Origin of the sequence: Sphingobium ummariense RL-3 (assembly GCF_000447205.1) — a bacterium.
Taxonomy (GTDB): Bacteria; Pseudomonadota; Alphaproteobacteria; order Sphingomonadales; family Sphingomonadaceae; genus Sphingobium; species Sphingobium ummariense.
Genome location: NZ_AUWY01000135.1, coordinates 32,427 through 56,860, shown reverse-complemented (window position 1 = coordinate 56,860; position 24,434 = coordinate 32,427). Strand labels below are relative to the sequence as shown.

At 63.5% G+C, this 24,434-nt stretch carries 23 protein-coding genes; 4 read left to right on the top strand and 19 right to left on the bottom strand.

Features of this window, described 5'->3' with window-relative positions; genetic code table 11:
• Positions 1-23: 23 nt before the first annotated feature.
• A complete protein-coding gene (locus tag M529_RS46600; protein ID WP_013039168.1) occupies positions 24-1,388 on the bottom strand; it encodes a transposase in 1,365 nt (454 codons plus the stop codon).
• Between the two features lie 93 nt (positions 1,389-1,481).
• Here M529_RS46600 and M529_RS46595 point away from each other — a divergent pair, with 93 nt between their 5' ends.
• Both M529_RS46595 and M529_RS0125285 read left to right on the top strand, forming a co-directional pair.
• Positions 1,482-3,710: a BPTD_3080 family restriction endonuclease gene (locus M529_RS46595; protein WP_021320030.1), complete on the top strand. Its 2,229-nt coding sequence runs from the start codon at positions 1,482-1,484 to the stop codon at positions 3,708-3,710.
• 127 nt (positions 3,711-3,837) lie between these two features.
• Entirely contained in the window at positions 3,838-9,651 is a 5,814-nt protein-coding gene (locus M529_RS0125285) for a DUF3320 domain-containing protein (protein ID WP_021320029.1), read from the top strand.
• Between the two features lie 149 nt (positions 9,652-9,800).
• On the opposite strand, the gene M529_RS46590 is transcribed toward M529_RS0125285, so the two are convergent.
• The 8 genes from M529_RS46590 to M529_RS46560 all read right to left on the bottom strand — a co-directional run bounded on the left by M529_RS46590 (position 9,801) and on the right by M529_RS46560 (position 15,985).
• Complete coding sequence (locus M529_RS46590) at positions 9,801-10,850, bottom strand: nucleotidyl transferase AbiEii/AbiGii toxin family protein (protein ID WP_007688041.1); 1,050 nt, start codon at positions 10,848-10,850, stop codon at positions 9,801-9,803.
• On the bottom strand, positions 10,843-11,451 hold the full coding sequence (locus M529_RS46585; RefSeq protein ID WP_007688042.1) for a DUF6088 family protein: 609 nt from the start codon (positions 11,449-11,451) through the stop codon (positions 10,843-10,845). Before M529_RS46585 ends, M529_RS46590 begins: the two co-directional genes overlap by 8 nt.
• Before the next feature lie 168 nt (positions 11,452-11,619).
• Positions 11,620-12,741: a relaxase/mobilization nuclease domain-containing protein gene (locus M529_RS46580; RefSeq protein ID WP_031295762.1), complete on the bottom strand. Its 1,122-nt coding sequence runs from the start codon at positions 12,739-12,741 to the stop codon at positions 11,620-11,622.
• Positions 12,734-13,270, bottom strand: coding sequence for a plasmid mobilization protein (locus M529_RS46575; RefSeq protein WP_031295761.1), 537 nt, complete (start codon positions 13,268-13,270; stop codon positions 12,734-12,736). The genes M529_RS46580 and M529_RS46575 overlap by 8 nt, the downstream gene beginning before the upstream one ends.
• Positions 13,271-13,500: 230 nt before the next feature.
• On the bottom strand, positions 13,501-14,448 hold the full coding sequence (locus tag M529_RS46570) for a ParB/RepB/Spo0J family partition protein (protein ID WP_007688045.1): 948 nt from the start codon (positions 14,446-14,448) through the stop codon (positions 13,501-13,503).
• Positions 14,448-15,212, bottom strand: a complete 765-nt coding sequence (locus M529_RS46565) for a ParA family protein (protein ID WP_007688046.1) — start codon at positions 15,210-15,212, stop codon at positions 14,448-14,450. Before M529_RS46565 ends, M529_RS46570 begins: the two co-directional genes overlap by 1 nt.
• Positions 15,213-15,224: 12 nt before the next feature.
• Positions 15,225-15,401, bottom strand: coding sequence for a hypothetical protein (locus M529_RS50045; protein WP_007688055.1), 177 nt, complete (start codon positions 15,399-15,401; stop codon positions 15,225-15,227).
• 191 nt (positions 15,402-15,592) lie between these two features.
• Complete coding sequence (locus M529_RS46560; protein ID WP_007688057.1) at positions 15,593-15,985, bottom strand: DUF3768 domain-containing protein; 393 nt, start codon at positions 15,983-15,985, stop codon at positions 15,593-15,595.
• A gap of 259 nt (positions 15,986-16,244) precedes the next feature.
• Here M529_RS46560 and M529_RS50090 point away from each other — a divergent pair, with 259 nt between their 5' ends.
• Positions 16,245-16,595 (top strand): hypothetical protein, encoded by a 351-nt coding sequence (locus M529_RS50090; RefSeq protein ID WP_066564291.1) that lies wholly within the window; start codon positions 16,245-16,247, stop codon positions 16,593-16,595.
• A 138-nt stretch (positions 16,596-16,733) separates the two neighbouring features.
• On the opposite strand, the gene M529_RS46550 is transcribed toward M529_RS50090, so the two are convergent.
• Both M529_RS46550 and M529_RS46545 read right to left on the bottom strand, forming a co-directional pair.
• Positions 16,734-17,255, bottom strand: a complete 522-nt coding sequence (locus M529_RS46550) for a hypothetical protein (RefSeq protein ID WP_031295760.1) — start codon at positions 17,253-17,255, stop codon at positions 16,734-16,736.
• A 107-nt stretch (positions 17,256-17,362) separates the two neighbouring features.
• The gene (locus M529_RS46545; protein ID WP_009823947.1) at positions 17,363-17,605 is read right to left on the bottom strand and encodes a hypothetical protein; all 243 of its coding nucleotides are present in this window, start codon (positions 17,603-17,605) and stop codon (positions 17,363-17,365) included.
• Positions 17,606-17,832: 227 nt separating this feature from the next.
• On the opposite strand from M529_RS46545, the gene M529_RS46540 reads away from it, so the two are divergent.
• On the top strand, positions 17,833-18,267 hold the full coding sequence (locus tag M529_RS46540; protein WP_007688066.1) for a thermonuclease family protein: 435 nt from the start codon (positions 17,833-17,835) through the stop codon (positions 18,265-18,267).
• A 75-nt stretch (positions 18,268-18,342) separates the two neighbouring features.
• On the opposite strand, the gene M529_RS46535 is transcribed toward M529_RS46540, so the two are convergent.
• The 8 genes from M529_RS46535 to M529_RS46505 form a co-directional block, all read right to left on the bottom strand.
• The gene (locus M529_RS46535) at positions 18,343-18,750 is read right to left on the bottom strand and encodes a single-stranded DNA-binding protein (protein WP_007688067.1); all 408 of its coding nucleotides are present in this window, start codon (positions 18,748-18,750) and stop codon (positions 18,343-18,345) included.
• Positions 18,751-19,157: 407 nt separating this feature from the next.
• Complete coding sequence (locus M529_RS0125280) at positions 19,158-19,826, bottom strand: hypothetical protein (RefSeq protein WP_007688068.1); 669 nt, start codon at positions 19,824-19,826, stop codon at positions 19,158-19,160.
• Between the two features lie 112 nt (positions 19,827-19,938).
• The gene (locus tag M529_RS46530) at positions 19,939-20,880 is read right to left on the bottom strand and encodes a DUF2493 domain-containing protein (protein WP_007688069.1); all 942 of its coding nucleotides are present in this window, start codon (positions 20,878-20,880) and stop codon (positions 19,939-19,941) included.
• Between the two features lie 347 nt (positions 20,881-21,227).
• On the bottom strand, positions 21,228-21,968 hold the full coding sequence (gene arsH, locus M529_RS46525) for an arsenical resistance protein ArsH (RefSeq protein WP_007688070.1): 741 nt from the start codon (positions 21,966-21,968) through the stop codon (positions 21,228-21,230).
• Complete coding sequence (gene arsN2 / locus M529_RS46520) at positions 21,968-22,399, bottom strand: arsenic resistance N-acetyltransferase ArsN2 (RefSeq protein ID WP_007688071.1); 432 nt, start codon at positions 22,397-22,399, stop codon at positions 21,968-21,970. The genes arsH and arsN2 overlap by 1 nt, the downstream gene beginning before the upstream one ends.
• Complete coding sequence (gene arsB / locus M529_RS46515) at positions 22,396-23,463, bottom strand: ACR3 family arsenite efflux transporter (RefSeq protein ID WP_007688072.1); 1,068 nt, start codon at positions 23,461-23,463, stop codon at positions 22,396-22,398. Before arsB ends, arsN2 begins: the two co-directional genes overlap by 4 nt.
• Positions 23,460-23,900, bottom strand: coding sequence for an arsenate reductase (glutaredoxin) (gene arsC, locus M529_RS46510; protein WP_007688073.1), 441 nt, complete (start codon positions 23,898-23,900; stop codon positions 23,460-23,462). Before arsC ends, arsB begins: the two co-directional genes overlap by 4 nt.
• Positions 23,897-24,433, bottom strand: coding sequence for an arsenate reductase ArsC (locus M529_RS46505; RefSeq protein WP_007688074.1), 537 nt, complete (start codon positions 24,431-24,433; stop codon positions 23,897-23,899). The genes arsC and M529_RS46505 overlap by 4 nt, the downstream gene beginning before the upstream one ends.
• Position 24,434: the final 1 nt, after the last annotated feature.

Genomic DNA, 24,434 nt, shown 5'->3' with positions numbered 1-24,434 from the left:
CAGCGCGGTGACGAAGTCGGTTTTCAGCCGGGTCTGTCAGCGCCTTCAGGGGTAAAAACGATGAGGAGCATGGCCCTTTCTCCGTCGAACTCGGCGACGAGGGCGATGACGAGCGCAACATCGGTCTGAACTACGAACAAGAATGCCTTGGATGCGCCCCTGGCGCCCCTCGGAGTGCCGCAACCGAACAGGGCGCGCATGAGAATGCCAAGATTGAACCCGGCGACGTGGATCAAATAACGCTTGTGAACATTCTCGCGCCCGCGCAGCCACGCGCGGCGCATGCCGCCGCGATCCAGGACGTGGGCAAAGCTACGCTCGACCATCTCACCACGCTTGCGCATCGCCTTGCGTCCGACGGCGGATTTCAGGCGAGACCGATTGGCGTAGACGGCCTTCTGGGCAGCCTCGTCGCCGTGCCAGCGCAGATATCCATTCGGCGGTGCCGGCTCGGCGATGCGCGTCTTCCAGATGTCGCCGTCGAGACCCTTGAGGAGCTCGCGCGAATGATAGCCTTTATCGGTCACAAGATCGCAGGGATCCCCGGACGTCGGCGCCAGGCCAATGTCGGCGAGGTTGCGTGCTGCCGTCTCCAGCGTGGCGTCGAGCGTTGTCGTGTCGCCCTTGTCGGCCGGGTGGATCGGCGCTGCCACGATAACACCCGTGTCGAGATCGACCGCGTGTTCGGGCTTGTAGGCCAGACGCGTCGAGCCGTTCTTCATCCGCGCGACCTTCGCGTCGGGATCGGTCTTGCTCGCCCAGTCCGCATTCGACAGCTTCTTGCCCTTGCGTTTGCGATCGAGCCGGACAAGGTCGTCGATCGTCGGCGTGTCGATGCCGCTCTCTTGCGCCATGCGCACCAGCATCTCGCGGTAGGTCTCGCCATTGTCACGCCGCACGATGGTACGCAGCGCGGCGTTCGCCTCCATGGTCGAGCCATCGACGCCGATCCGCTCGCCTTTCACCAGATCGTGCCCGGCGACGAGGGCCAGTACCCAGCCGAAGATCTGGTCATGTACCTCGTGCGGCAGGCGGCTCCGCGTCTTCGACAACCAGCTATGATCAGGGACCTTGTCGCGGCTCGACAGTCGCAGGAACTCCCGCAGCGACAGCGAATCCGAACAGCGCCAGACAATCCCGCGTTCGCTGTCGATGCCCTCGAAATAGCCGATCAGCAGCATGCGGAAATAGCGGCCCGGCGGCAGCGACGGGGCTCCCATCCGCGGCGCATAATAGGGCTTGCACGTCTTCTCGACAAAGCCATCGAAGCCCGCCTCGGCCAGCAGCTTCTGGAGCTTGTCGTAGAAAACATGCCCCGGTGAACGCGGTATCTCCGCCCACGTCACGATCAAATCGGACTGGACCTCGCTATCACGCCCCATCGCCATCGCCGCTAACCCGCCAGACAATCCCACTGCCGCACTGAATCAGCCACCGCCGACTTCGTCAACGGCCTGCTAACGGTGAAGGGGCGACTCCAAGTGCTGATCCCCAGCGCCGGCAGCTACTACGACGAGTTCAATCTGTGCCCGTCCGAAGCGCTGCGCCAAAAGCTGAATCAGGCCGAAGTCCTGATCGAAAACTGGCACACGCTAATGCCAGCCACCGAACCCAAACGCTCGGTCGTCAAGAAGGGCGCAGAGACCGACGAGGCATTTACCCGCCGCGTCCTGGGCAAACTCGCTGCCTTCAAGGATATCGTCGTCATCAATGACGAGGCACACCACGCCTATCGCAAGCCAGCTGAGGTGAAGATCAGCAAGAAGCAGGCGGAAGAGGCCGGGATCGATCTTGACGAGGCCACTCGCTGGATCGAGGGGCTGGACCGCCTGCACAAGACCCGCCGCATTCAGCGGTGCTTCGACCTGTCCGCCACGCCCTTCGCGCCGACCGGCAAGGCCAGCACCGACACCGCGCTATTCGATTGGATCGTTTCCGACTTTGGCCTTAACGATGCGATTGAAGCGGGGCTGGTGAAAACGCCGCGTGTCGTGGTGCGGGACGATGCTATGCCCGATGCCAAGACGTTGCGCTCCAAGCTCTACCACATCTATCGCGATCCGGCGGTCGCAGAGGATCTGAACCGTAAGGCCGAACCTCATGAGGCGCTGCCGAAGCTGGTCAAGGACGCCTATACGATCCTTGGTGCCGACTGGCGCGCGACAGCCAAGCAGTGGGCGGACAGCAAGCACCATTCCCCGCCCGTCATGCTCACTGTGTGCAACCGGACCGAAACGGCTGCGCGCATCGAGCAATTCTTCAATCAGGGCGATTGCCACTGGCCGGAGCTTCAGGCCCCTGGCAAGACCTTGCGGGTGGACTCCCGCGTCATGGAGAAGGCCGAGGTCGGGGAAACTGCCGGGGCCGACAAGGGCTACGAGGCCCGGCTAGAGCAAGTGATCGACGAAGCTGCCATCCCGGAGACACGGAAGGAGCAGCTTCGGGGAATGAAGAAAGAAGAATTGCTGCGGGAGATCGTTGATAATGTCGGCAAGCGCGGCGGTGCTGGCCAAAATCTCCAGAAGGTCATTTCGGTAGCCATGCTGTCCGAGGGGTGGGACGCGAAGAATGTCACCCACATCATGGGCCTGCGCGCCTTTACATCACAGCTGCTGTGCGAACAGGTCATCGGCCGCGGCCTACGGCGTGTCGGTTATGACAAGGACGATGACGGGCTGTTCCTTCCTGAATATGTGAACGTGTTCGGCGTGCCGCTTTCGATCTACGAGCCGGGAGAGGGCGGGGAAGCCCCGCCGCCGCCCAAGCCCAGCACTCAGATTGACGTGGTGCCCGACCGGGCTTCTTTGGAACTGCGTTGGCCGAACGTGCTTCGCATCGAGTCCGTCGTGAAACCGGAACTCACCGTCGATTGGGCCAAGGTCGAGCCGTTGATGCTCGATCCGGTTGCCACCGTCATTAGCGCCGAGATCGCTCCCGCGCTCGGCGGGGCAGCCGACATGAGCAAGGTAACGGCCATCGATTTGTCACTTCTGCCGGAGGAGTTCCGTGTTCAGCGGCTGACATTCGTGGCGGCGCGCAAGGCGTTTGCCGAGCTCAAGACTAACTTCCAGGGCAACGAGGAGTACCTCGTCTTCCAGCTTATTCGGCTGGTCGAAACCTTCCTACGCTCTGACAAGATCGATATCCCGTCGCTATTCCATAGCGATGCGGTTCGCCGCCGCATTTTGATCGCGCTCAATATCGACCTGATCGTGCGGCACGTGCTCCGGTTCGTGACCGAGCAGAACACCACGGCGTTGACGCCGGTATTCGATGAAGAGAACCCCATTGGCAGCACCGGCCAGATGCGCGCGTGGTACACGACCAAGCCAAACATGCCGACTGGCAAGTCACACATCAGCCATGTCGTAGGGGACTCCGCTTGGGAGCAGTATGCCGCAAACGTATTTGAAAGCCGCGACGACGTAATTGCCTATGCCAAGAACGATCACCTTGGTTTTCAGATACACTATCTCTGGCAGGGATCCCGCCGCCGATACATTCCCGATTTCATCGTCCGGCTGGCGAATGGAAAGACGCTCGCCTTGGAGATCAAGGGAACGGATAGCGAGCAGAATAAGGCCAAACGAGAGGCCTTGGATGAGTGGGTTCAAGCGGTAAATTCGAGCGGTGGGTTTGGCGAGTGGTCTTGGGATGTCGCCTTCAATCTTAACCAAATACACGACATTGTGGCACGTTACGGCAAATGAACACGATTGGAAATCGATAACGGTATCTTGTTGGGGGGCTTTCAATTATCACAAACCTACACTCGATGCGGGTAATTGATATCCACGCCTGCTTTTTCCGGTTCAATCCGGAAGGGCCTGCGACGCCATGAACGGATTTGATATCATAGCTGCCATGCAGGCTTTGGGGCTGCCTGCCGCCATGGCAATTGAAGACAATCTTCGCGCCATCGAAGACCTTGTCGATTTCCATTACGATGATCACGAGCGTCTGGGCCTCATAAGAGGCGAACTGCACAGCTTCCGTCACCCCTTGGCGCGCTCAATTGTCGAGCGCATCGACTCCCATATGCAGAATTTTCAGGACTTCTCGTCAGAAGAGCAAGATGATTTGCAAGTTGGAAATGAAGTGATGGCCACCCGCGCAGCGAAAGGACCGGAGCTGACGGCCGCGCATGCTCGTTTGATAAGCCTGATCGACTATGTGGAGGCCACCGAGCGCGATCGACTGAAGGTCGAACTCGATTATCGCAGTCATCGCGGCTTTGTCGCGACGGAAGATGAGGTTGCCGGACTGCCTGGCGTGTCGCTCGATCAGGGGTCTGGGGATGATCCCGTCTGGTTGCGCGTTGAACGGCTCGCCAAGATCGCGCCGCCAGCGCCACCGAACCAGGAACTGGCGCTCTGGCTATCCCTGCGCGACGATGTAGCAGCGATACCGTCACTCAAGGTGGAAATCGCCACAGCCGGCCTTGTCGAGCTCGAATTGCTTGACGCGGAAGAAGCGCCGCAACACATCGCCTTGTCCGATTATGAGCGTCGAGACAGTGTTGAGGCGGCCTTCCATACCTGGCTAGAAGGGGCATGGAGAATATGGGCAGAACGCGAAAAGCCCCGCCGCGAAACCATCAAGCTGTACAACGCCCTTTATATGCTGCGCCAGCAGTTGGAAGGTGTCAGCGACGTTCCGCTCGAACTGGTATGCGGCATTGGCTTTGCAACGCTGATCCGCAACGGCCAGCGTTTGCGTTACCCTCTGCTGTCGATGACCTTGGAGCTCTCACTCGATGAGCAAACCCATTGCATCGAAGCGCGTCCACGCCTTGAGGCAGATCCAGGCCTTGAGATTGATCCGCTCGACCGGATGGGCCTGCACGCGCTGGACCAATGGCGCACGGCCTCGGAAAGATTCCTGGCGGCACTGGACGAGGTAGCGCTCTCGCCCTTCGCACCCGAGAGCTTCGAGCCCGTGTTGCGCCAGGCCTCGGCCCTGTTCGATCCAGATGGCATATATGTGCCGGATGCTAATCCGGCCGGGGCGCGGCGGATACCCTCAGTCGAGACGCATTTACAGGTCAGCACCGCGTTCGCCTTCTTTCAGCGCGAACGGCGCGCGACGCAGCTGATGGAAGATCTCCGGCGCTTCCGGGCGGCCCTACTGGACGGCGCGGAGGCCCCCAATCTACCTGCCGCCGTTGCCGCCCTATTGGTCGAGCCGTCCGATACGATCGAAGAACCCGAATACCCGCAGTTCCGTGGTATATCGACCATTCCCGGCGTCACCTCATCAGACGGCTCGGGTAGGGATCTGTTCTTCCCCAAACCGTTCAATCGCGAGCAGGTCGAGGTGGTGCAACGGCTCGAAGTGCGTCCGGGCGTTGTGGTCCAGGGGCCGCCGGGCACCGGCAAGACGCACACGATCGCCAACATCATCAGCCATTACCTTGCGCTGGGCAAGCGGGTGCTTGTCACCTCACAAAAGGCACCCGCGTTGCGTGTCCTGCGCGACAAGCTGCCTGAGGCGGTGCGACCGCTTGCGGTGAGCCTACTCGACAGCGACCGCGACGGCCTGAAGCAGTTTCAGGAATCGGTCGACATCATTGCCGAGAAGCTCCAGCGGCTGCGCCGCCACGAGCTTGAACGACAGATATCTGACCTCGATCATCAGATCGACAACCTGCACCGCAGCCTCGCCCGAATTGATAATGAAGTCGATGCGATCGGACGAACGGCAGTGTCACCCGTCGTGCTGGACGGAGAAACGATCGAACCCGTGCGGGCTGCACGGATGGTAGTGGTCGAACCTGAACTGGCAAATTGGTTGCCGGATGATGTTGATGCCGATCCAGAAAACGCTCCCCGTTTCGACGATAGCGACATCGTGGCGCTCAGGCAGGCGCGACGGAAGGTTGGACAGGACATCGGCTATCTGGGCGTTCCCATCCCGGAATTGGCCAGCCTGCCTTCCATTGACGGCCTGCTGCCCGTTCACCGCGATCTCTCGCGGGCCGAAGAATTGCGCCGACAGATCGCCGCAGGTACATTGCCGAACCTTCGAATATCGGAAGCGGAAGCCGAAGCTCAATTGGCCGGCCTGGCGCATGAGCTGGATGAGCTTGGCGTCCTGGATACGAAAGTGGCCTCAGCACCATATACGTGGACGGCGGACGCCATTCGCGACGCTAGGAGCGGCGAGGACCAAGAGATGTTGGCGGCGATTGCTCGTCTCCAGCCAGACATCGACCACCTTATCTTAGAAGGGAGCCACTTCCTAACCCGGCCCATCAATGTGCCAGATGACGCGCTCGACGATGAAAAGCTGCTTGAGGCCTTGCAGAGGCTTTGCGAAGGCAAGGCGGCATTAGGTTTTGTGGGTGGTCTCTTCGCCGGGAAGGTCAAGGCAAAGCTGGCGCAGGTTACGTTGCTTGGCGAGGCGCCGCGAAACGCGGACGAATGGCTCGAGATTCAACGGTTCATCGACGGTATCAAACGCTCGCGCAAGCTTCGCCAAGCCTGGAACCATCTCGTTTTGCTGGGCGTGGGCGACCAGATCGATCAGGATGGCATCGCGATTGCCAAGCGCATGCGCGCACAACAACAACACCTCGAGACCGTCGGCGCGCTTGTCTCCCAACAGCAGCTTGTCGATGGCCGGGCGCGGGAGATCATTGCCGGCTGGGCTCTGTCAGTATCAGAGGGTAGCCCGTCCGCCGGCAAGCTGTGTGAAGTGGTCGAGACGCACCGGTTGAAATACCGGCTCGAGAGCGCCGAAGCCATACGCTCCAGATTGATCGCTTCCCTAGCATCGGCTGGTGGCGACATTGCCCGCGAGTTGCAGGACTATGCAGTGCGCGCTTTGGGCAACCCGGATGTCTCTAACGAGGCCTTCCATTCGGAATGGCAAGACCTGACCCTCAGGCTTGCTCACATCGAAGGTCTTTCAGAGGCGTTCGAAACGATTCAGACCGTTTGCACAGCCATTTCGGCATCGGGCGGCTCTCGTTGGGCAGAGACGCTCCGTTCCGAACCGGTCGAAGGCATGGAGGATAGCCTCACCCCGGGTGATTGGGTCAAACGCTGGAAGCTCAGGCGACTTAGCACTTGGCTTGCACGCATTGATCGTCATGCCCGTTTGCAGGAACTTGGCACTGAGAGAGCCGAAAAGGAGGCCCTGCTTAAGGGCGCCTACGAACGTTCGATCGAATTGCGGACCTGGCTCGAGCTAAGCCGGAAGGCTACCGACGGCGTGAAGGCTGCTTTGGCGGCCTATGCGGATGCGGTTCGCAGGATCGGCAAAGGCACCGGCAAACGGGCAGGGCGATATCGTCGGGAGGCACGAGCTGCATCCGATCGCGCCAAGGGGGCTCTGCCTTGTTGGATCATGCCACACTACCGGGTGTCGGAGTCCTTGCCGGCCGATCTTGGTCTGTTTGACGTCGTCATCGTGGATGAAGCGTCACAATCAACCGTGGCAGCTCTTCCGGCATTGTTACGCGCACAGAAAATCCTCATCGTGGGCGATGACAAGCAGGTAAGCCCCGAGCTCGTTGGGCGCGATCAGGCCCGCGCTGATGAGCTCGCCAGCAGGCACCTCGCGGCCCAAGTGGCGGATTATCGTTCCTGCTTGCGGGAAGAGCAGTCCCTATACGACCTCGGCAAGGTCGTTTTCGCCGGCGGCGCCATAATGTTGACGGAGCATTTCCGCTGCGTCGCTCCGATCATCGAATTCTCAAAGGGCCAGTTCTACGGCCATCGGCTGACGCCGCTGCGGTTGCCGATGGCGTCCGAACGCCTGGATCCGCCTTTGATTGACGTTTTTGTGGAGGACGGCTTCCGCAAGGGAGACGTGAATGTTCCCGAGGCGGAATTCATCGTCTCCGAGATCGCGGCGATCGCGGAAGACGAAAGGATGTCGAAGCGAACGATCGGCGTCACCACATTGCTGGGTCAGAACCAGGCCGCGCACATTTATAAGGAGATCGAACAGCGCCTCGGAACTGAGGTGATGGAGCGCCACACAATTCGGGTTGGTGATCCGACCGCTTTCCAGGGTGATGAACGGGACGTCATGTTCGTCTCGTTGGTGGCGCAGCGGGAGGATAGCCCGCTTTCGGGCAATCGATATGAGCAGCGCTTCAACGTCGCCTTGTCACGGGCTCGAGATCGAACCTACCTTGTTCGCTCGGTTGAGCTGGATCAGCTGCGCACGAGCGATCAACTGCGTCGATCCCTCCTGGAACATTTTCGATGCCCCTACCCAGCCGAAACTTCCGACCTGAAGGATCGGCGCGATCGGTGCGAATCCGACTTCGAGCGAGAAATGTTCGACTTGCTTTGTGAACGCGGCTTCCGGGTCAACACTCAGGTCCGTGTCGGAAACTTCAGAATCGATCTCGTGGTCGAGGGTGACAACGACCAGCGCATTGCCATCGAATGCGACGGGGATCGCTACCACGGGCCCGACAAATGGCCGGATGACATGATGCGCCAGCGTATCCTTGAGCGTGCCGGTTGGACGATCTGGCGTTGTTTTGCCTCGCGTTTCGTTCGCAATCGGCAGGTCGTAGTTGATGAAGTTGCCGCATTTCTGGCCGCGCGAGGAATTGAACCGGTCAACGATGGCGAAGAATGGATAAGCCGTCATACGGAATTGCGTAGTTGGCGGCTTCCTTCGCCTGATGACACCGAGTCTACACCTGCGGCAGAGCAATCACCGGCTGATGGCGGTGCAACCGCTGATGCTTGGCCGGAGCCAGCTCAAAAAACGGATGTCCTCAGCGTCGCCGAAGCGCCCGATTCCAATGTGAACTTGACGCGTGTCACCGAGTCACAGGTTCAGAACGCCATTCTCAATCTGATGTCTGATAAACGCGTTTGGTCCAATGGTGAGTTAAAGAAGGCGCTGGTGGACGTCTTGGCTCTGTCCGACGCAGATCGGGCACCCGCCAACTTTCGCCCGGGCGAGGAAAAGTGGGAAGAACTGGTAAACAATGCCCTTTCCCCTTCTCGTGGAAATTCGCTTCATTCAAAGGGCTTGGTCAAGAGCGCAGGGCGCGGCCTGCATGTCCTGTCTGATGACGATATGGCAGGGCCCGTCGACAAAGCCGCCGTGGTCCGCCCCTCCAGCCCCGAGGATGGCGAGAAAAGTTATTCGCCTCCTGCAATCGAAATCGGCACCGAATACCAAATCGCCTCTCTGGTTGTTCCATTGGAAGAGGTCGAACAGATCTATCAGCCAGAGTATAAGCCAAGACTTGAAAGGCTGATCGACGCCACACTTCAGGCCGAGGCGCCAATGTATGAAGACATCCTGATTGAAAGGATCGCCCGCGCTCACAAAAAGGAGCGGGCAGGCCGGATTATTCAGGATATCGTTACACAGGCAATTTCCGATCGTCATTCATCGGTGCAAGAAGATGGCCGGAACGTGGTGTTCCACGAAACGATGGATACTGGCCAGTTGGTTGCGTATCGACCGGCCCGATCAGATTGGCGATCTCACCGAGACATTCCTCTCATTGAACTCGCGAGCCTAGCTTTGCCTCTTGTCCGAAGAGGCAAAGCGGAAGCCGATGTCCTTGCCCATTTTGCACGGACTTTCAGCTTGGCTCGATTGCGGGAGCCTACGAGGAAGCGGTTTGAAGCTGCTATCGCAATGGCAAAAGCGACGCGCGAGAATTGATCTCAGGCTGGTGAAAGCTGGCAGCCGTCGAACGTGGGCACCCCACTACTGAGGCTCAGACTCCGGCAATTTAACATAAGATATATTATCAGTCTTTTATCGTTCTATTTCAAATACTTAGATTACTTGCTCATTCGCGGTCTCCGGCATCAACGCCCGTTGATCGTCCCCTCGATCGCCGCCAGACCCTTCATCAACGCCTCGAATTTCGGCGGCGCGGCCATGAACATCTCCGACATCGCGCCATAGTCCCGCTCAAGCTTCTCCCAAGTCGCGCCATCGGGCGACAGGCGCAGCGTTCCAACCACGGCGGTGTCATAGGAGGCCGACCTGTCCGCGAACATCAGGCTCTTGTTGTGCACGACCTGCTCGAGCAGATCGATCCGCCCCATCGCCTCGTTCGTGATGCCCGCCTGGTCGAGCATCAGCACGTCATAATAATGGCGCGACATGCCCTCGCGCAGCTTGCCGTTATGATGGAGCGCATGAAGGATCGTGACCTTTTCCCAGAAGGTCCGCGCAACGGCCAGCGTCGGCACCTCGGTCACCGGATCCGGCAGTTCCTCGGGAAAGTCTTCGGCCAGATAGGGCAAGATCGGTCGAAGCGCGAACGGTTCCGTGTCGCCGCGGGCGCCAAATTCCAGCTTGATGCGCGGCTTGATGTAACCGCTTTCATCCGCGCCGCCGTAATTCTCGCCATAGGCGAGCCCGTAACCCGAGGTGCGCGGATAGACGAAGAGCAGCGTCTGCTGGTCCTTGTCGTCGGGATCGAGCGCCAGGCTCCAGCCCTCGGCCGTGCCGAGAGCGACTTCGATTTCGCGCGCCAGGATCGGCATGGCGACCGTGGCGACATAAGCCTGTGCCGCCGCCTTGAGCGCCTTGGTCCGGCGCTCGCGCTCCTTGCCGGTAATGTCGCTGTCCATCGGCGAGGCGACTTCGCTGAGCAGCGGCGCCGCGCGGCTGATGGTGAGGTCGATATCTTCGGAGAAGCGCGCGATGATCCCATAGGCTTTCGACAGCGAGGTCCCGCCCTTGAAGGTCATGTGACCGGCGAGGTCGGGACACATGACGAGGCGGCGTAGCGTCCAGCAGACCCAGAAATCCTTCTCGATGATGATCGGCGTCAGATCCCGCCGCGCCGCCGCTTCATCGATAAAGGCGCGCCGATCCTCGGCTGGTCTGCGTGCGAACTCATCCATTGCGGGCGGCGCCGATCTTTAAGACGACGTCGCCCATCCATCCGGGCATCTCGGCCCTGGCCTGGGCGAGCATCCGCATGTCGCGATCATCGAGGCGGGCGGCGAAGTGCCGGATCTTGTCGCTATCGATATTGTCCTTCCCCAGATGCGCGAGCGCCTGCACGACCGCGTTGACCGAGTCCGGCGCATTGTCGAGCACCGGTGCGCGGCTGTGCTTGAGCGTCAGGCTGCGCCCGCCCGCTTGCCTGACCCGGGTGCGGCCGGTCGTGGCATAGCTGGCCCGGGCGGGAACCTGGGTCGATAGCCCGAGCCTGTTCGCCGCCGCCGCGCCCGACGGTGCGAGCTTGTCCCCGCTCTGCGTCGAGAGGGCCTTGGCGACATTGGCGGGATCGGGACTGAGCGCACCGAGCTTGTCATGCTGGCGCGGATAGTCATAAAGACCCCGGCCGATGCGCCGGATGTCGCCGGCGGTCACGAGGCGCGACAGCGCCATGTCGACCGACCCACGCGTCCCGAAGTCGACGAAGCTCTTGGGCGTGAACACCCAGCCGCGGCCCTTGCCGCGCACGCGCTTCATGATCCGATCGGCTACCGCAGACACTGGCTGTGCTCCTATCTGTTAGATAATAGCACGCTTTTTTCTAACAAGCTAGAAGCGCGTATCAGCGCCTAAATTCGCTATTTTCCAAGATATTTTGGCATCGCATCCAGATAGGATGCCAAGGCCACACAGGCAAGGTAGGCAAGCCGCCCGCGGGAGCGCCGGCCATCATCGTTCCCGATCCCGGTGAGGCGGTGGCCGCCCCTCGTCCGCACCTGTGGGCGGCGAAACGCCCTCCGGCTCGTTTCGGCGCTCCTGCGGCGGCCGTTCGGATTGCAGTATCTCCCGTGCGCGCGCGAGCCGCCGCGACACCGCCGGCGGCATCGCCGCCAGAAAGCCGGCGATTTCCTGCCCCAAGGCCCGATCTTCCGGTTTTCCGGTGGCGGCGAGCGCGACGGCGGCCTTGGCATAGGCGCCGCGGATCTGCTTCTGGCGCGCCAGCGCCATGACATCTTCCGGCCGGCGCTCCTGGTCGGCCGCACGCACGAAGCTTTGCGCCCGCAGTTCGTTGAGCTGCGCGAGATTGAGCCTGCGCCCCTCGGCCCCAAGCCGGGCATCGAGATGGAGCGCGGCTGACCGCACGCGCTTCTGGACATGACCGCGCGCCCGCCGGGGTGTCGCTTCCGCCGCGACACCGCGCGCGCGCAGCTCATGCGCGAAGGTCTCACGCATATGATGGAGATCCGCCTTGCGCGGATTGAAGCGGGTTCCGTCCGCCCCTTCGGTCGCCACCGTCAGATGGACGTGGGGATGATCGGTGTCGGTATGGAGCGCCAGCATATAGGCATGGTTCCCCTCGAACAGGATTCGCGCGAATGCCTGCGCCGCATCATGGAGCGTCTCGGCGTCGGTCGATCCCCCGGGCATCGACAGCACCAGCGACATCGACGTCGGCCGTTCCCGGCCATGTTCGTTCATGGCCTCGTCGAGCATCGCCCAGTCCTGAGCGATCGCCTTGAGCCGATCCGGCTCGGTGATAATCTCGCCCTCGCTCGATCGGACGGCGAGCTTCCCGTGGCGCGCCACATAGCCGAAATGCTCGGCGACATGATGAGCGCCATATTGCTTGCCGGAGACCTTCACCATCACCTCGGGCGCCTTGCGCACGATCCGCTCGAGCTTGGCGCGCGCCTCGGCCTGGCCCATCGACATCGGCCGGGCGGCCCCGCCCCCGCTTCCGCCCGGTTTGATCCGAACATAGGCGCCGCGCAGGGTCCGCTTGCCGCCTGCCGGCGGCCGCCAGGCCTCCATCAGGCTGGGAAGCGGGAGAACCCCCTCCTCCTCACGCATCGGCCATGTCCCAGTAGCGAAGATCGCCCTTGAGCGCGGCCCCGAGACCGGCGAGCGCATCGACGATCTCGGACCTAAAGCTTGCGACCCTGGCCGCTTCCCGCGCGACGTCGAGGCCGGATTCGACCATCACCGAGGCGTTGAGCGCGCGGGTCGCCTGGTTGAGGTTGATCCCGATCCGATTGAGCTCGCGCCACGCCTGCGCGACGGCCGCCCGCTCCTCGCGCGGCAAGGGCGCGTTTGCGCGCAAGCGCCGCGCCAGCAACGTGGTGATCCAGTCGGTACGCTTCATCCCCAGCACATCCGCCGCGCGGTCGAGCGCGGCGATCTCTTCCGGGATCAGCCGAACCTCGACCCGGCAGGTTGCGCGCTGGCGGGCGCGCGGCGCCTGATGCCCCTCCCCCGCCTCCATGGCCAAGGCGTCACCGATCAAGCGGCGCAGCAGCGCCGAGCGGCCGCCCGATACCGCCGCGAGCGCGGCGAAACGCTGGGCGACATCATCGTCGAGCCGAAAGGTGAGGACGGGCATGTCCCCAACGCTATTGTCATACATCCCCGGCGCCAAGCCTATCCGGCCCTTACCTTTACTCAACTCATCTTATAGTCTGCTTGGGCAGACTATTGTTCTTCGGCCAGCGAACCCCTCTCGAACACCGATCGTCCGCAGCAAGGGGCGGCGCCTTCGGCGCTGCCCCCGCCCATCGACACGAAAAGGGCCGCACCCCGAAGGGTACGGCCCAAACCATCGTGCAAGATAAACTACGAACGCGGAGGAGGCGGGTCAGTTGTTGGCAAGGCCTCGCTTCTCTCGCCGGTCGGACCGATCGACGAGGCAGCGACTTCACGCTCGCGGCCATCCTCGAAAATCACCGTGACCAAAGGCGCCAGCGGGAGCCACGCAGGGAAGCCGTCGACCAAGACCGGTAGTCTAGGAGATCGGATCGGCGCGGAGGGTTTGTCCGTGAGGCCCGATCGAACCGGATCGCGGTCGGTGGGGGCCAATGGCTGTGCCACAGGCGCCCGCGGAGGGACCGGCGCCGGGTGCGTCTGCTTGAGTTCGGCGATGAAGCGCGATCCTGCGGCGAGCGTTGCGCCGGCGTCGCCCCAGCTGGCGACATAGGCCTCGACCTCGGCAGGGTAGTCCCTCGCCGTCCGGTGCAGATCATAGAGAAGGCGAATAGGCGCAAACGGCAGGGCCGCCTTGAGATAGGCCGGCATGTCGCCATAGGCGGCATAGAGCGAGACGAACTGCTTGGATCGGCCGAGTGCCGCCGCGATCTCGACCTGGTTCATCCCGCCCTTCAGCATCCGGGCGATCGCATGGGCGAGCTCGACCGACGACAGATTGGCGCGCTGGTCGTTCTCGACGATCTGGTCGGCCAGCAGTTGCACTCCCTCGCCGACCGGCACGACGATCGCGGGGATCGTGGCAAGGCCCGCCAGCTGCGATGCGCGGAAGCGGCGCTCGCCCAGACGTATCCGGTGCATGCCGTTCGCGTCGGGCGGCGTAACCGTGATCGGCTGCAGCACGCCGCGCGACGCGATCGAGGCGGCCAGCTCGGCGAGCGCGTCATCGTCGAAGCTGCGCCGGGGATTGCCGGGGTCGGGCAGGATGCGCGCAAGTTCGATATCCTCGACCCGGCGCGCCCGTTCATGGTCGCCGACAAGAAGTCCGAACTCCTCGATGCGCTCGTCGAACTTGCCCATCAGGCGGCCGCGACCTCCTGGCTTGTCATGCGCCCCTCGATCTCGGCGAGCACCGCGCGGATCTCCTCGGCCGCCGCCTTGGCGCCGCTGCCGGTCTCCTGCCATACCGGACGATGATTTTCCGCGGCATGCTTGTAGGTCGGCCGCGCCTTGATGAAGGCCGGGAACATGAGCTTCTCGCCGACCGCATGCGCCAGCTTCACCGCATTCTCCATCTCGCGCCGGTCGAACGGATTGACCATCGAGGGGAGGAGCCCGAGGAAAGCGATCTTGCGGCCGGCGCGCGCGGCCTCGGCCTTGCGCAGCGCGGTCAGCAGCATCTTGGCGCATTCGACCGAATCCTCGGCAACCTGCACCGGCGCGATCACGGCATCGGCGACCGCCATCGCGCTCAAGGTGAGCTCGTCCCACTTGGGACCGGTATCGATAACGCAATAGTCGAAATGCGGGCGGAGCGCCGGGAAGCGGCCGATGAAGTCGCGCACATCCTGCGCCGCCTTGACCATCTGGAGACGGGGATCGGCACCGAGCACGGTTAGCCCGGCCTGCCCGTCGGCGCACAGGGCAGCGGCAGGATCGAACAGGTCGGCGGAAAATCCGCCTTGCCGCTCGGCGCCCAGGCGCCGCGTCGAGCTGCCCTGCGGGTCGAGATCGACGAAGGCGACGCGGCGCTCAGGCGGTTCAGCAAGATACCAGGCGAGATGACTGGCGAGGAAGGTCTTGCCGACCCCGCCCTTGAGCAGGCTGACGACGATCGTCTTCATGACCGCGGCACCTCAGCAATAGTCGTCAGGACCATCGCGCAGGTTGCGCTCATAATGATCGCGCGAGGACCAGTCGCCGCCACCCCCAATGCCGGGACCGGCATAGCGGAACAGATAGACGGTGAGGGCGAAGCAGCCGAACGCGAAGAGAAACGCGTGATCGGGATGCGCGGCGAAATATGCGGCCATGATAAGTCTCCTTGGAGCCAGTGAACGGGCAAGCGAACGGCGCCACTGGCGCCGGCCACGCGCAATCGCGCGACATCTCGGACCCGCGCCCTCCCCTCCCGCATTTGCGGATGCGGCGTCCGTTGCCCGCATAGTCTGCTCAAGCAGACTATGCGGGCCATCCCCCCGGTCGGGGGGATGGCTGCGCCGGATCAATATTCGTCGGCCAGCAGGATAGTGAGCACGCGCGTCGTGACCTCGGGGTTCGCGGCATCCGGCGAGCCATAGGCGAGCTCGAGATCGTAATAGTCGATCTTCCAGTAGAGGATCGCATCCTCGAACTCGAAGCGGCCGAAATCATGCTCGTCGATCGGATCGTTGTCGGGCGTGAAGCTGTCATAGTCGCGCACGATCCGGAGGATCTCCGCGCGGCGGCGAAAGCCGCGGAACAGGGCGACGTCGCCGATCAGCGCCGCAACGCCCGCAGTCATCACGATCTGGTTGCGGCCCGGGCTATGGATGGACCGGCGAAGCGCGTCATTGAGTTCGGCGACGCGGGCGATCCGCTCGGCCTGGCTCATCGCATTCGGGGAGGATTGGGACATGAGAACGCTCCTGATCTGTCCGGCCCCGCCCGCCGGGGCCTTCCGACAGGCGTGCCAAGGGCCGGCGGCAGAGCGCGGCCGCGCACCGGCAGGGTCGCAACGGCAGTGGAGAAGCCCGCAAAGCGGGCTTGCGCGGGCGCGCGCGCCGGCCAGGCAAGCCGACAGGAGGAAGGTCTTGGCGGGCGGGATCGCGAAGAGATGATCGCGGTGTCCTGATTCTCTGGCTCCGCGGAGAGCCCGGCGCTATCCTCCGCCCATCATGACGAGCAGCGCCACTCTCTTCCGCCTTGCCCCGGCCTGGACCGCGTCACTCCAGGCGATGCGGCTGCGCCAGATCCTCGTCCGATCGCAATGCCGCCGCTGCGGTGCGTTGATGCGCGAGGATGTCGATGCCCTGATCGGGCTCCATGGAGCAGGCGCCAGCCTCATCGACCGGCAGGCCCGATGCCGCATGGTCGGCTGCGACGGCGCGGCCTATTATCTCGCGGCGCGGGGCCATGACCGTCCCTGGCACATATTGCTGCACGATGAGCACCTGCGTGCGGGCCTGGCCAACTGCCCTCCAGCGCGCGGCGCGACCGGCCGGGCCATAGTTTGCGCGCAGGGTTGAGAAGTGCGAGCAGTCACGGCAGGGATCGTCACCCGAATGGGCTGAGACTTGGCACAAGGCTCAGGGCGAAGCCTAGAGCCCGGTCCGGCCGCGCCGGAGCCGCCATTCTCAGCGCATAGATGCAGAGAAATCCGACTTTCAGACGGCAACCGCCCGTCGCAGATTGCCAAGTGCAGAACACAATTTCTGCGATACCTTACGGAGCTGCTGAAGCCTCTCCGCCGCCTCGTTCTCTTCGATCACGAGCGTCGAACGATCAGCCTGCCGTGCCCGGATCGCGATCACACGAAAGATGGCGGCCCATCGACTGGTCCGTTCGACTGTCAGCTTCGCCTGGCCATGGGCGAGCATCGTGCGCAGCCCTTCCTGGTGCCGAAATTCCGCCAGCAGGCTCGCGACACCCTTTCCCTCCACGGAAAAGGGGCCGCCCTCATTGACGAGTGCAGCAAGGTCATCGAGCCGTTGCCCGACCAAATGCCGTAGCTTCACCGACTGTCCTCGTCCCGGCTGAGCGCTCAGATGCAGCAAAGTCTCGGTAACGGCCACCTCCACCGCGGCGAAGCATTGCAGACAGGCACCGCGCCAGGCGTTCACCTCCTGGGTGACGCGCGCCCACAGGGCATCATCGCCGGCATTCGCTATCGCAGCCTCAATCGTCATTATCGCAGCATAGTCGCGGCATCTGAACAATCGGTTCTCGTCTTCGGCGCAAGCCGCGAGCGAAGCGCGGGGAATAACCGGGAGCCGAGCGGCTCCCGGTCGAGCCGTCAGGCAAAGGGATCGAATTCGGTGACGATGGCGACGCTGCCGTCGGCGTCTTCGGCGGTGATAACCCCGTAATGCTGCCCGATCGCGATGACGAAGGTGACCATCATGAGGCTGCGCGAGAGGCTGAAGGCGTGGCGGCGAGCGATTGCGATGTCGGTGAACATGTCGAGGCTCCTTTGCGCGCCGGCGGGTTCGTCCCGCTCGACAGGCGCCCGATGTGTCCGGCCGGTGGCCGCGATCACTTTTTTGGCTGGAGGCCCAAAAAGCCGTAGCGAAGCGACCGGACCCCTTGCGGGTTGATCGCAAAAGGTCACCGGGTGGACCAAGGATCGCGCCGATTGAGAGCGGGCGAACCCGCCGGCCAGGAGGCCAGGTCCCCGCCGATGTCGCGCCCCACCCCTTGCCCTGCCTGCCGCTCCATCCAACGGGTCCGGATGACAGGCCGCCGCTTGTCGGTTAGCCCCGCCGGATGCTGTTCCCGCTCCTGCTTGCCGCCGCCGTGGTCCCCAATGATCAGACCTTCGCCTGCACACCGACGCGCGTCTGGGATGGCGATGGCCCGATCTGGTGCCGCGAGGGCGCCCATGTGCGGCTCGCCGGCATTGCCGCGCGCGAGATCGACAACAGCTGCCGCCCCGGCCAGCCCTGTCCGAGAGCAAGTGGCCCGGCCGCCCGCGATGCGTTGGTGCGCCTGCTTGGCGGACCGCGCGGCCAGACATCCACCGGGCATATTCGCGTGGCTGGCCCCACCATGCGCTGCGTCTCGACCGGCGAAGCCAAGGGCAACCGGACCGGCGCCTGGTGCAACGCGCCCGGCATCGGCGATCTCAGCTGCGCGATGATTGCGACCGGCACCGTGCTGCGCTGGGAGCGCTATGCCAAGGGGCGATGCCGATCCCGCTGATCCGCTTGGGACCATGCCGCGCCTGAACAGGATAAGAGGCCCGGCGGCGATGCCGCCGGGCCGCCCTGTCCGAGCTCAGAAGGGGATTTCATCGTCTTCGGGCTCGTTGCCGCCGCCGCTATTCTCGTTGGACTTGGCGCGGGTGAGGAAGGTCACCTCGTCGGCGATGATCTCGACGCCGTAGCGTTCGATATTCTCGCTGTCGGTCCAGCGGGTGTAGTGGATACGGCCCCGGACCATGACCTTCATACCCTTGTCGACATATTGCTCGACCGTCTTGCCGACGCCGTTGAAGCAGGTGATCCGGTGCCATTCGGTGTCCTCGAGGCGGCGATTGTTGTCGTCGCGCAGGATCTTGCCGTTGCTGTCGCGCTTCGGGCGCGAGGTGGCGAGGCTGAAATGGGTAATGCGGGTGCCGCCCTGGGTGGTGCGGGTTTCCGGCGTGCCACCGACATTGCCGGCGAGGATGACGAGGTTCTGCATGGCCTGAGTTCCTTCGATGTGGGTCCAAGGGACCGTCCCTTCGACTGATCCCCGGCCAAGGCGGACAGGACGGCCCATCCACCGGCAGCGCAGCGCCGGGGAACCCCGAGACAAGGGGTGGTGCGGGCAGCCGTGGCACACGGCAACTCGGCCCGATGGCTTGCGGGTTGGATGGGCCGGACGGCCGGCTTAGGGGTCAGATGAGGAGAAGGACGGTGCGTCGCTTGGGCCATGACCGGAGCCCACCCAGCGAAACCGCCGATATTGCCGGCTTTGCCGAGCACGCCGGTCCGGCATCTCGCGGACCTTACGCCCGTGCCTTATCTGCCCGTCCCTTGAGCCGCAGGACGGGATTGTAGATCCTTCGCATGGCCACTCGCGGGCTCGACACGACGTCCGTTGCACGATCACGCGGAGGGGGAAGAGGAGGTACGCAAGGTGGCGGCGCCTGGCGTGGCTGGCCTCAGGCAGGCCGCCACGGCATCGAGGAGCTGCCCGGTCTCGCAAAGCACGGCGCCGATGTCGCAGGCATAGCCACCTGCCACCAGCGCGTCGATCCGATGCACGGCATAGGCCGGGCCGAGGCTCTTGATGAAATCGGCCAGCGGACGACCGGGCGCCGGCAGGCCTAGCTGCCGCGCCTCGTCGAGGGCGCGGACAAGGTCATGACGGATATCGCGGGCCAGCGCATCGTCCGTCCAGCCATGACCCAAAAGATGCGCCTTCAAACCCAGTTCGCAGGAGATCGCGAGCAAGTGCAGTGCCGGCGCAAGCGCAATAGGCGCGCCAATCTGCGCGCCGCGATGAAATTCGCGCGCTCGATCGAGAAACACGGCTGCAAGCACCGGATCGCCGGGCGCCGCCAATCTTTCGATCGCGCGCCAGCGGCGCGGCGTCAGCTGGCGGAGCCAGGAGGGACCGGCCTGGTTGCGAAGATGCCGTAAGTAAGCGCCATCGGCTTCGTCCACATCGCGGCCTGTCGACCATAAGGACAGCAGCTTCGCCTTCCAGTGGCGGCCATGCGCGGCGCGGAAGGCAAGGAGCGCGCACGCACTGGCGCGATCGGGCATGAACATGATGCGGAACCTCCGAAGGGAACAAGGGACGCATCCGCCCCGCCCCCTCCCCTCCGGCACCGGAATCCGCGAGATTGAGAAAAGCCGGCCGCCGAAGCGGCCGGCACGGCGGTCAGCCGCGAGATAAAGCCGCCGGCGGCGTTCCGAGCGGTCCGCGGCGATCGACGACATGGATGCCGCGCGCCTTGGCCTCGACCACCAGCCTTTCGGTGACGCCGTTGCCCTGGAAGGCAATGACGTAGCGCGGCTTGACCGAGAGCATCTGCTCGTTGCGCCGGAAGCCGGCACGATCGCCAAGCTTGCGATCAAGGCCGAACCGCAGCTGCTGGATGCCGTTCTGCTCGGCCCAGGATGCTGCAAGACGCTCGATGCCCTTCATGTCGCCGCCATGGACGAGATACATGTCGCCCACACGTTCGCGCACGGCCTTGAGGGTCCGCAGCAGATTGTCGGCAAACTGCTTGGCCTCGTCGTCGCTGGCGAAGCGAAGGCGCCCGCCGGCGAAGACCACGGGCGTGCCATGGACCATATTGGCATCGCGCACCCGCTCGCGCCGCGCCTGCAAATAGGCCCGGCCATCGACGATCGCAGCGGTCGTGCCGAGCGAGATGCGGTTGCCGGTCGCGGGCACCCAGGAGCGGCCGGTCTCATGCAGATAGTGGCGCGCCGCGGTGTCGCGCATCCCCTCATAGGCCTGGGCGGACTGCTCGACCTTGCGGGCGAGATCGATCTTGTCCTCGAGATCAGCGGTCGCGATCTCCGATCCGTCCTGCTCGGCGAGCAGGAGCCGGATCTCGTCGGTCAGGCGGTCGATCAGCTGATGCTTCTTGGCGGCCGCGCGGTGGAAGAGATTGACGAAGCCCCAGCCCAGATCCTCGATGTCGCGTTCGAGCGCGGTGAAGGGGAAGAGCGCGAAGAGATCGCTCCAGATGGCGCTGACGGTCTGTTCGAGCGCTTCGGCCGGCGGCGGCGCTTCCATCGAGCGTTGGTCGCCCATCAGGTCGAGATGGCCGAGTTCGAGTGCTTGGAGCACTGCTGAAAGGGAGCTGGTCATGAGGGATTGCCTTTCCGTGTCGCAGGGCCGGCGGCCTTCCCGCCGGATGCGCACCCTCCGGGCCATCGAAAAAGCGGCGGCGGCACCGCCGGGCAACGCCCAAGGGGAACCCGATAAGGTCCGGGTGGTGCGGGCAGGCGCGCCTCGGCGCGCCAACACGGCCGGAGCGTTCGGGTTGCCGCCGCCAGCGCGATGGCCCATGTGCCGCATCCTCTGGCGAAAGGCGCGAAGGCGCTGTCGCGTCAGGCATTCATGACGCAGAGGACCTTAAGAAGGGCACCCGCAACCCGATCTCCCGATACGCACAGGACGGCATGAAAGCGCGTCGCATCGGAAGAGCCCGGCCGTCAGGCCTTCGACCGTGAGGCCAGATCTTGGGCCGCGTCGCGCTTGGCGGCTGCCGCCTTGCGTTCCGAATAGCGGTCCACGAGTTGATCGGCATGGCGACGTGTCAGCACCGTGAAGCGCACCAGCTCCTCCATGACGTCGACGATCCGGTCATAATAGCTTGAGGCACTGAGACGGCCGTCCTCGTCGAACTCCTTGAACGCCATAGCAATGCTCGACTGGTTGGGGATGGTGAACATGCGCATCCACCGCCCGAGCAGCCGCAACGTGTTGACCGCGTTGAACGACTGCGATCCGCCCGAAACCTGCATGACGGCCAGGGTCCGGCCCTGGGTCGGACGCATGCCGCCGAATTCGAGCGGCAAATGGTCGATCTGCGCTTTCATGATGCCGGTGATCTGGCCGTGCCGTTCGGGACTGCACCAGACCATGCCCTCGGACCAAAGCGCATGCTCGCGAAGCTCATGCACCGCCGGGTGATCATCGTCCTTGATCTGGTCGGGGAGCGGGAGATCGGCCGGATCGAAGATCCGCACTTCGGCGCCGAAGAGGATGAGCAGCCGGGCCGCTTCCTCGACCGCGAAGCGACTGAACGACCGCTCGCGCAGCGAGCCGTAGAGGAGGAGGATGCGAGGTTTCGGCTCAAGCGCGCCGAGCCCGGCGGCGAGATCGGGCCGGATCATTGCACGGTCCAGCGCGGGCATGTGATCGGGTTCGGGAAGGATACGAAGACGCGACATCAGGCAATCCATTTGTACAAAAGGGCGGCGCTCGCCGGGCATAGCGATCGGAACTCGGCCGATTGCGCGATGACGGCAGGAACGTCGGTCCGTTCGGCTGTTTCATAGCCGTGACGGCGAAAGAAAGGCTCGGCGGTCGTGGTGAGCAGGTACAGGCTAGTCGCGCCCTCATCAGCTGCAGCGCGTTCGACTGCCGTGAGAATGGCACCGCCCAATCCGCATCCGCGCCGATCGGCCTTCACGACCAGCGAGCGCAGCAGGCGGTCGGAGCCGTCGCCTTCGATCCCGCCATAGCCGACAAGGCCAACATCATCCTCGAACCGAAAGAAGCGGCGTCCCGCCTCGGCGAGATCACTGGCAGGCAGACCCGCCGCGCTCAGCTCCGCCATCAGGTCGGAAAGCGACCTGGAATCCAGCAGTGTAGCGATCATGCAGGAACGCGTTGCTCGTACCAGGGCCGCGTCTTCTTGACGATGCTGACGACAGACAGCATTACCGGCACCTCGACCAGCACGCCCACCACGGTCGCGAGCGCGGCCCCGGAATTGAGGCCGAACAGGCTGATCGCGGCTGCAACCGCGAGCTCGAAGAAATTGGACGCGCCGATCAGCGCGGCCGGAGCGGCGACGCACCAGGCCACGCCGAAGCGCCGGCTGAGCCAATAGGCCAGGCCCGCATTGAAGTAGACCTGGATGAGGATGGGAATGGCAATCAGTGCGATGACCAGCGGATGAGCCAGGATCGCCGGGCCCTGGAAGCCGAACAGGAGGACGAGCGTCGTCAGCAGCGCAACCAGCGACACCGGCCCAAGCGTTGCCAGCAGCCGATCGAGCGCCGGCTGCCCGCCTGACGATAGCAACGCCCGACGAATGATCTGCGCGACGATGACGGGCACGACGATATAGAGCAGGACCGAGATGAGCAGCGTGTCCCAGGGCACTGTGATCGAGGCGACCCCGAGCAGCAGTCCGACCAGCGGTGCGAAGGCGAAGACCATGATCACGTCGTTGAGCGCCACCTGGCTCAGCGTATAGGTCGGCTCGCCGTCGCACAGGTTCGACCAGACGAACACCATCGCCGTGCAGGGGGCGGCGGCGAGCAGGATGAGCCCGGCGATATAGGCGTTGATCTCGCCCTGCGGCAGCAGCGGCCGGAAGAGCCATCCCAGGAACAGCGTGCCGAGCAGCGCCATTGAAAAGGGCTTCACCGCCCAGTTGATGAAGAGGGTGACGCCGACGCCCTTCCAGTGTTGACGAACCGACCCCAACGCGCCGAGGTCGATCTTGAGCAGCATGGGGACGATCATCAGCCAGATCAGCACAGCCACGACCAGGTTCACGCGCGCGATCTCAGCCGATGCGATGGCTGCGAACAGATTCGGCAGCGAATAGCCGAGCGCGATGCCGACAGCGATGCAGAGCGCCACCCAGACGCTCAAATAGCGTTCGAAGCTGTTGATCGCCGGCTTGGGTCGTGCCGCAACGGTCGCGTTCACGCCCCGATCCTCTTGCCGGCGGCGTCGATGACCTGCTCGCCATCTTCCTTGGTGAAAGCCCCGCGCTGGGCGGACGGGAGAAGATCGAGCACCTCTTCCGATGGACGGCAGAGTTTCACGCCGAGCGGCGACACAACGATTGGCCGGTTGATGAGGATCGGATGTTCGATCATCGCATCAATGAGCTGGTCATCGCTGAGCGTCGGATCGGCAAGACCCAGCTCGGCGAAGGGCGTGCCCTTCTCGCGGAGCAACTGGCGTGCGCTGATGCCCATGCGGGCGATGAGCGAAACCAGGCGCGGGCGGTTGGGCGGCGTCTTGAGATATTCGATCACATGCGGCTCGATCCCGGCGTTGCGGATCATCGCCAGCGTGTTGCGCGACGTCCCACACTCGGGATTGTGATAGATGACGATATCGATTGCGGCATTGCTCATGCGCTGGGTGCCTTTTCGCTTGGGAGGTCGGCGCGGCCCTGTTCCTTGCCGATCCGGTTCAGCCGGTTCTGTAGACTCATCTTGTCGAGGCCTTCGAACGGCAGGTTGGTGAACAGCGAGATGCGATTGAACAGCATCCTGTAAGTATCGAAGAAGGCCGCGTGCTGCACCGTTTCGCTGTCCTCGATAGCGGCCGGATCGGGCACCCCCCAATTGGCGGTCAGCGGCTGCCCCGGCCAAACCGGGCAAAGCTCATTGGCGGCATTGTCGCAAACGGTGAACACGAAATCCAAGGACGGCGCATCGGGGCCGGAAAACTCTTCCCAGCTCTTCGAGCGGAACCGGCTTGCGTCGTAGTTCAGCTTCTCCAAGAGATGAATGGTGAACGGATGGACCTCGCCCTTGGGCTGGCTGCCGGCGCTGAACGATTTGAAACGGCCTAGCCCCTCACGGCTGAGGATCGCCTCGGCCATGATGGAACGGGCGGAATTGCCCGTGCAAAGAAACAGTACGTTCAACAGGCGATCCGTCATG

What these genes read in the sequence shown, in the direction of transcription:
- M529_RS46505 (WP_007688074.1), bottom strand. Translation starts at nt 24,433, where the DNA reads ATGACGGATCGCCTGTTGAACGTACTGTTTCTTTGCACGGGCAATTCC.
- arsC (WP_007688073.1), bottom strand. Translation starts at nt 23,900, where the DNA reads ATGAGCAATGCCGCAATCGATATCGTCATCTATCACAATCCCGAGTGT.
- M529_RS46575 (WP_031295761.1), bottom strand. Translation starts at nt 13,270, where the DNA reads ATGCCCGTCCTCACCTTTCGGCTCGACGATGATGTCGCCCAGCGTTTC.
- M529_RS46580 (WP_031295762.1), bottom strand. Translation starts at nt 12,741, where the DNA reads ATGCGTGAGGAGGAGGGGGTTCTCCCGCTTCCCAGCCTGATGGAGGCC.
- M529_RS46590 (WP_007688041.1), bottom strand. Translation starts at nt 10,850, where the DNA reads ATGGATGAGTTCGCACGCAGACCAGCCGAGGATCGGCGCGCCTTTATC.
- M529_RS46560 (WP_007688057.1), bottom strand. Translation starts at nt 15,985, where the DNA reads ATGTCCCAATCCTCCCCGAATGCGATGAGCCAGGCCGAGCGGATCGCC.
- M529_RS46535 (WP_007688067.1), bottom strand. Translation starts at nt 18,750, where the DNA reads ATGCAGAACCTCGTCATCCTCGCCGGCAATGTCGGTGGCACGCCGGAA.
- M529_RS46600 (WP_013039168.1), bottom strand. Translation starts at nt 1,388, where the DNA reads ATGGCGATGGGGCGTGATAGCGAGGTCCAGTCCGATTTGATCGTGACG.
- M529_RS46565 (WP_007688046.1), bottom strand. Translation starts at nt 15,212, where the DNA reads ATGAAGACGATCGTCGTCAGCCTGCTCAAGGGCGGGGTCGGCAAGACC.
- arsH (WP_007688070.1), bottom strand. Translation starts at nt 21,968, where the DNA reads ATGTCGCGTCTTCGTATCCTTCCCGAACCCGATCACATGCCCGCGCTG.
- M529_RS50090 (WP_066564291.1), top strand. Translation starts at nt 16,245, where the DNA reads ATGACGAGCAGCGCCACTCTCTTCCGCCTTGCCCCGGCCTGGACCGCG.
- M529_RS0125285 (WP_021320029.1), top strand. Translation starts at nt 3,838, where the DNA reads ATGAACGGATTTGATATCATAGCTGCCATGCAGGCTTTGGGGCTGCCT.
- M529_RS46570 (WP_007688045.1), bottom strand. Translation starts at nt 14,448, where the DNA reads ATGGGCAAGTTCGACGAGCGCATCGAGGAGTTCGGACTTCTTGTCGGC.
- M529_RS46530 (WP_007688069.1), bottom strand. Translation starts at nt 20,880, where the DNA reads ATGACCAGCTCCCTTTCAGCAGTGCTCCAAGCACTCGAACTCGGCCAT.
- M529_RS50045 (WP_007688055.1), bottom strand. Translation starts at nt 15,401, where the DNA reads ATGGCCGCATATTTCGCCGCGCATCCCGATCACGCGTTTCTCTTCGCG.
- M529_RS46550 (WP_031295760.1), bottom strand. Translation starts at nt 17,255, where the DNA reads ATGACGATTGAGGCTGCGATAGCGAATGCCGGCGATGATGCCCTGTGG.
- arsN2 (WP_007688071.1), bottom strand. Translation starts at nt 22,399, where the DNA reads ATGATCGCTACACTGCTGGATTCCAGGTCGCTTTCCGACCTGATGGCG.
- M529_RS0125280 (WP_007688068.1), bottom strand. Translation starts at nt 19,826, where the DNA reads ATGTTCATGCCCGATCGCGCCAGTGCGTGCGCGCTCCTTGCCTTCCGC.
- M529_RS46540 (WP_007688066.1), top strand. Translation starts at nt 17,833, where the DNA reads ATGCTGTTCCCGCTCCTGCTTGCCGCCGCCGTGGTCCCCAATGATCAG.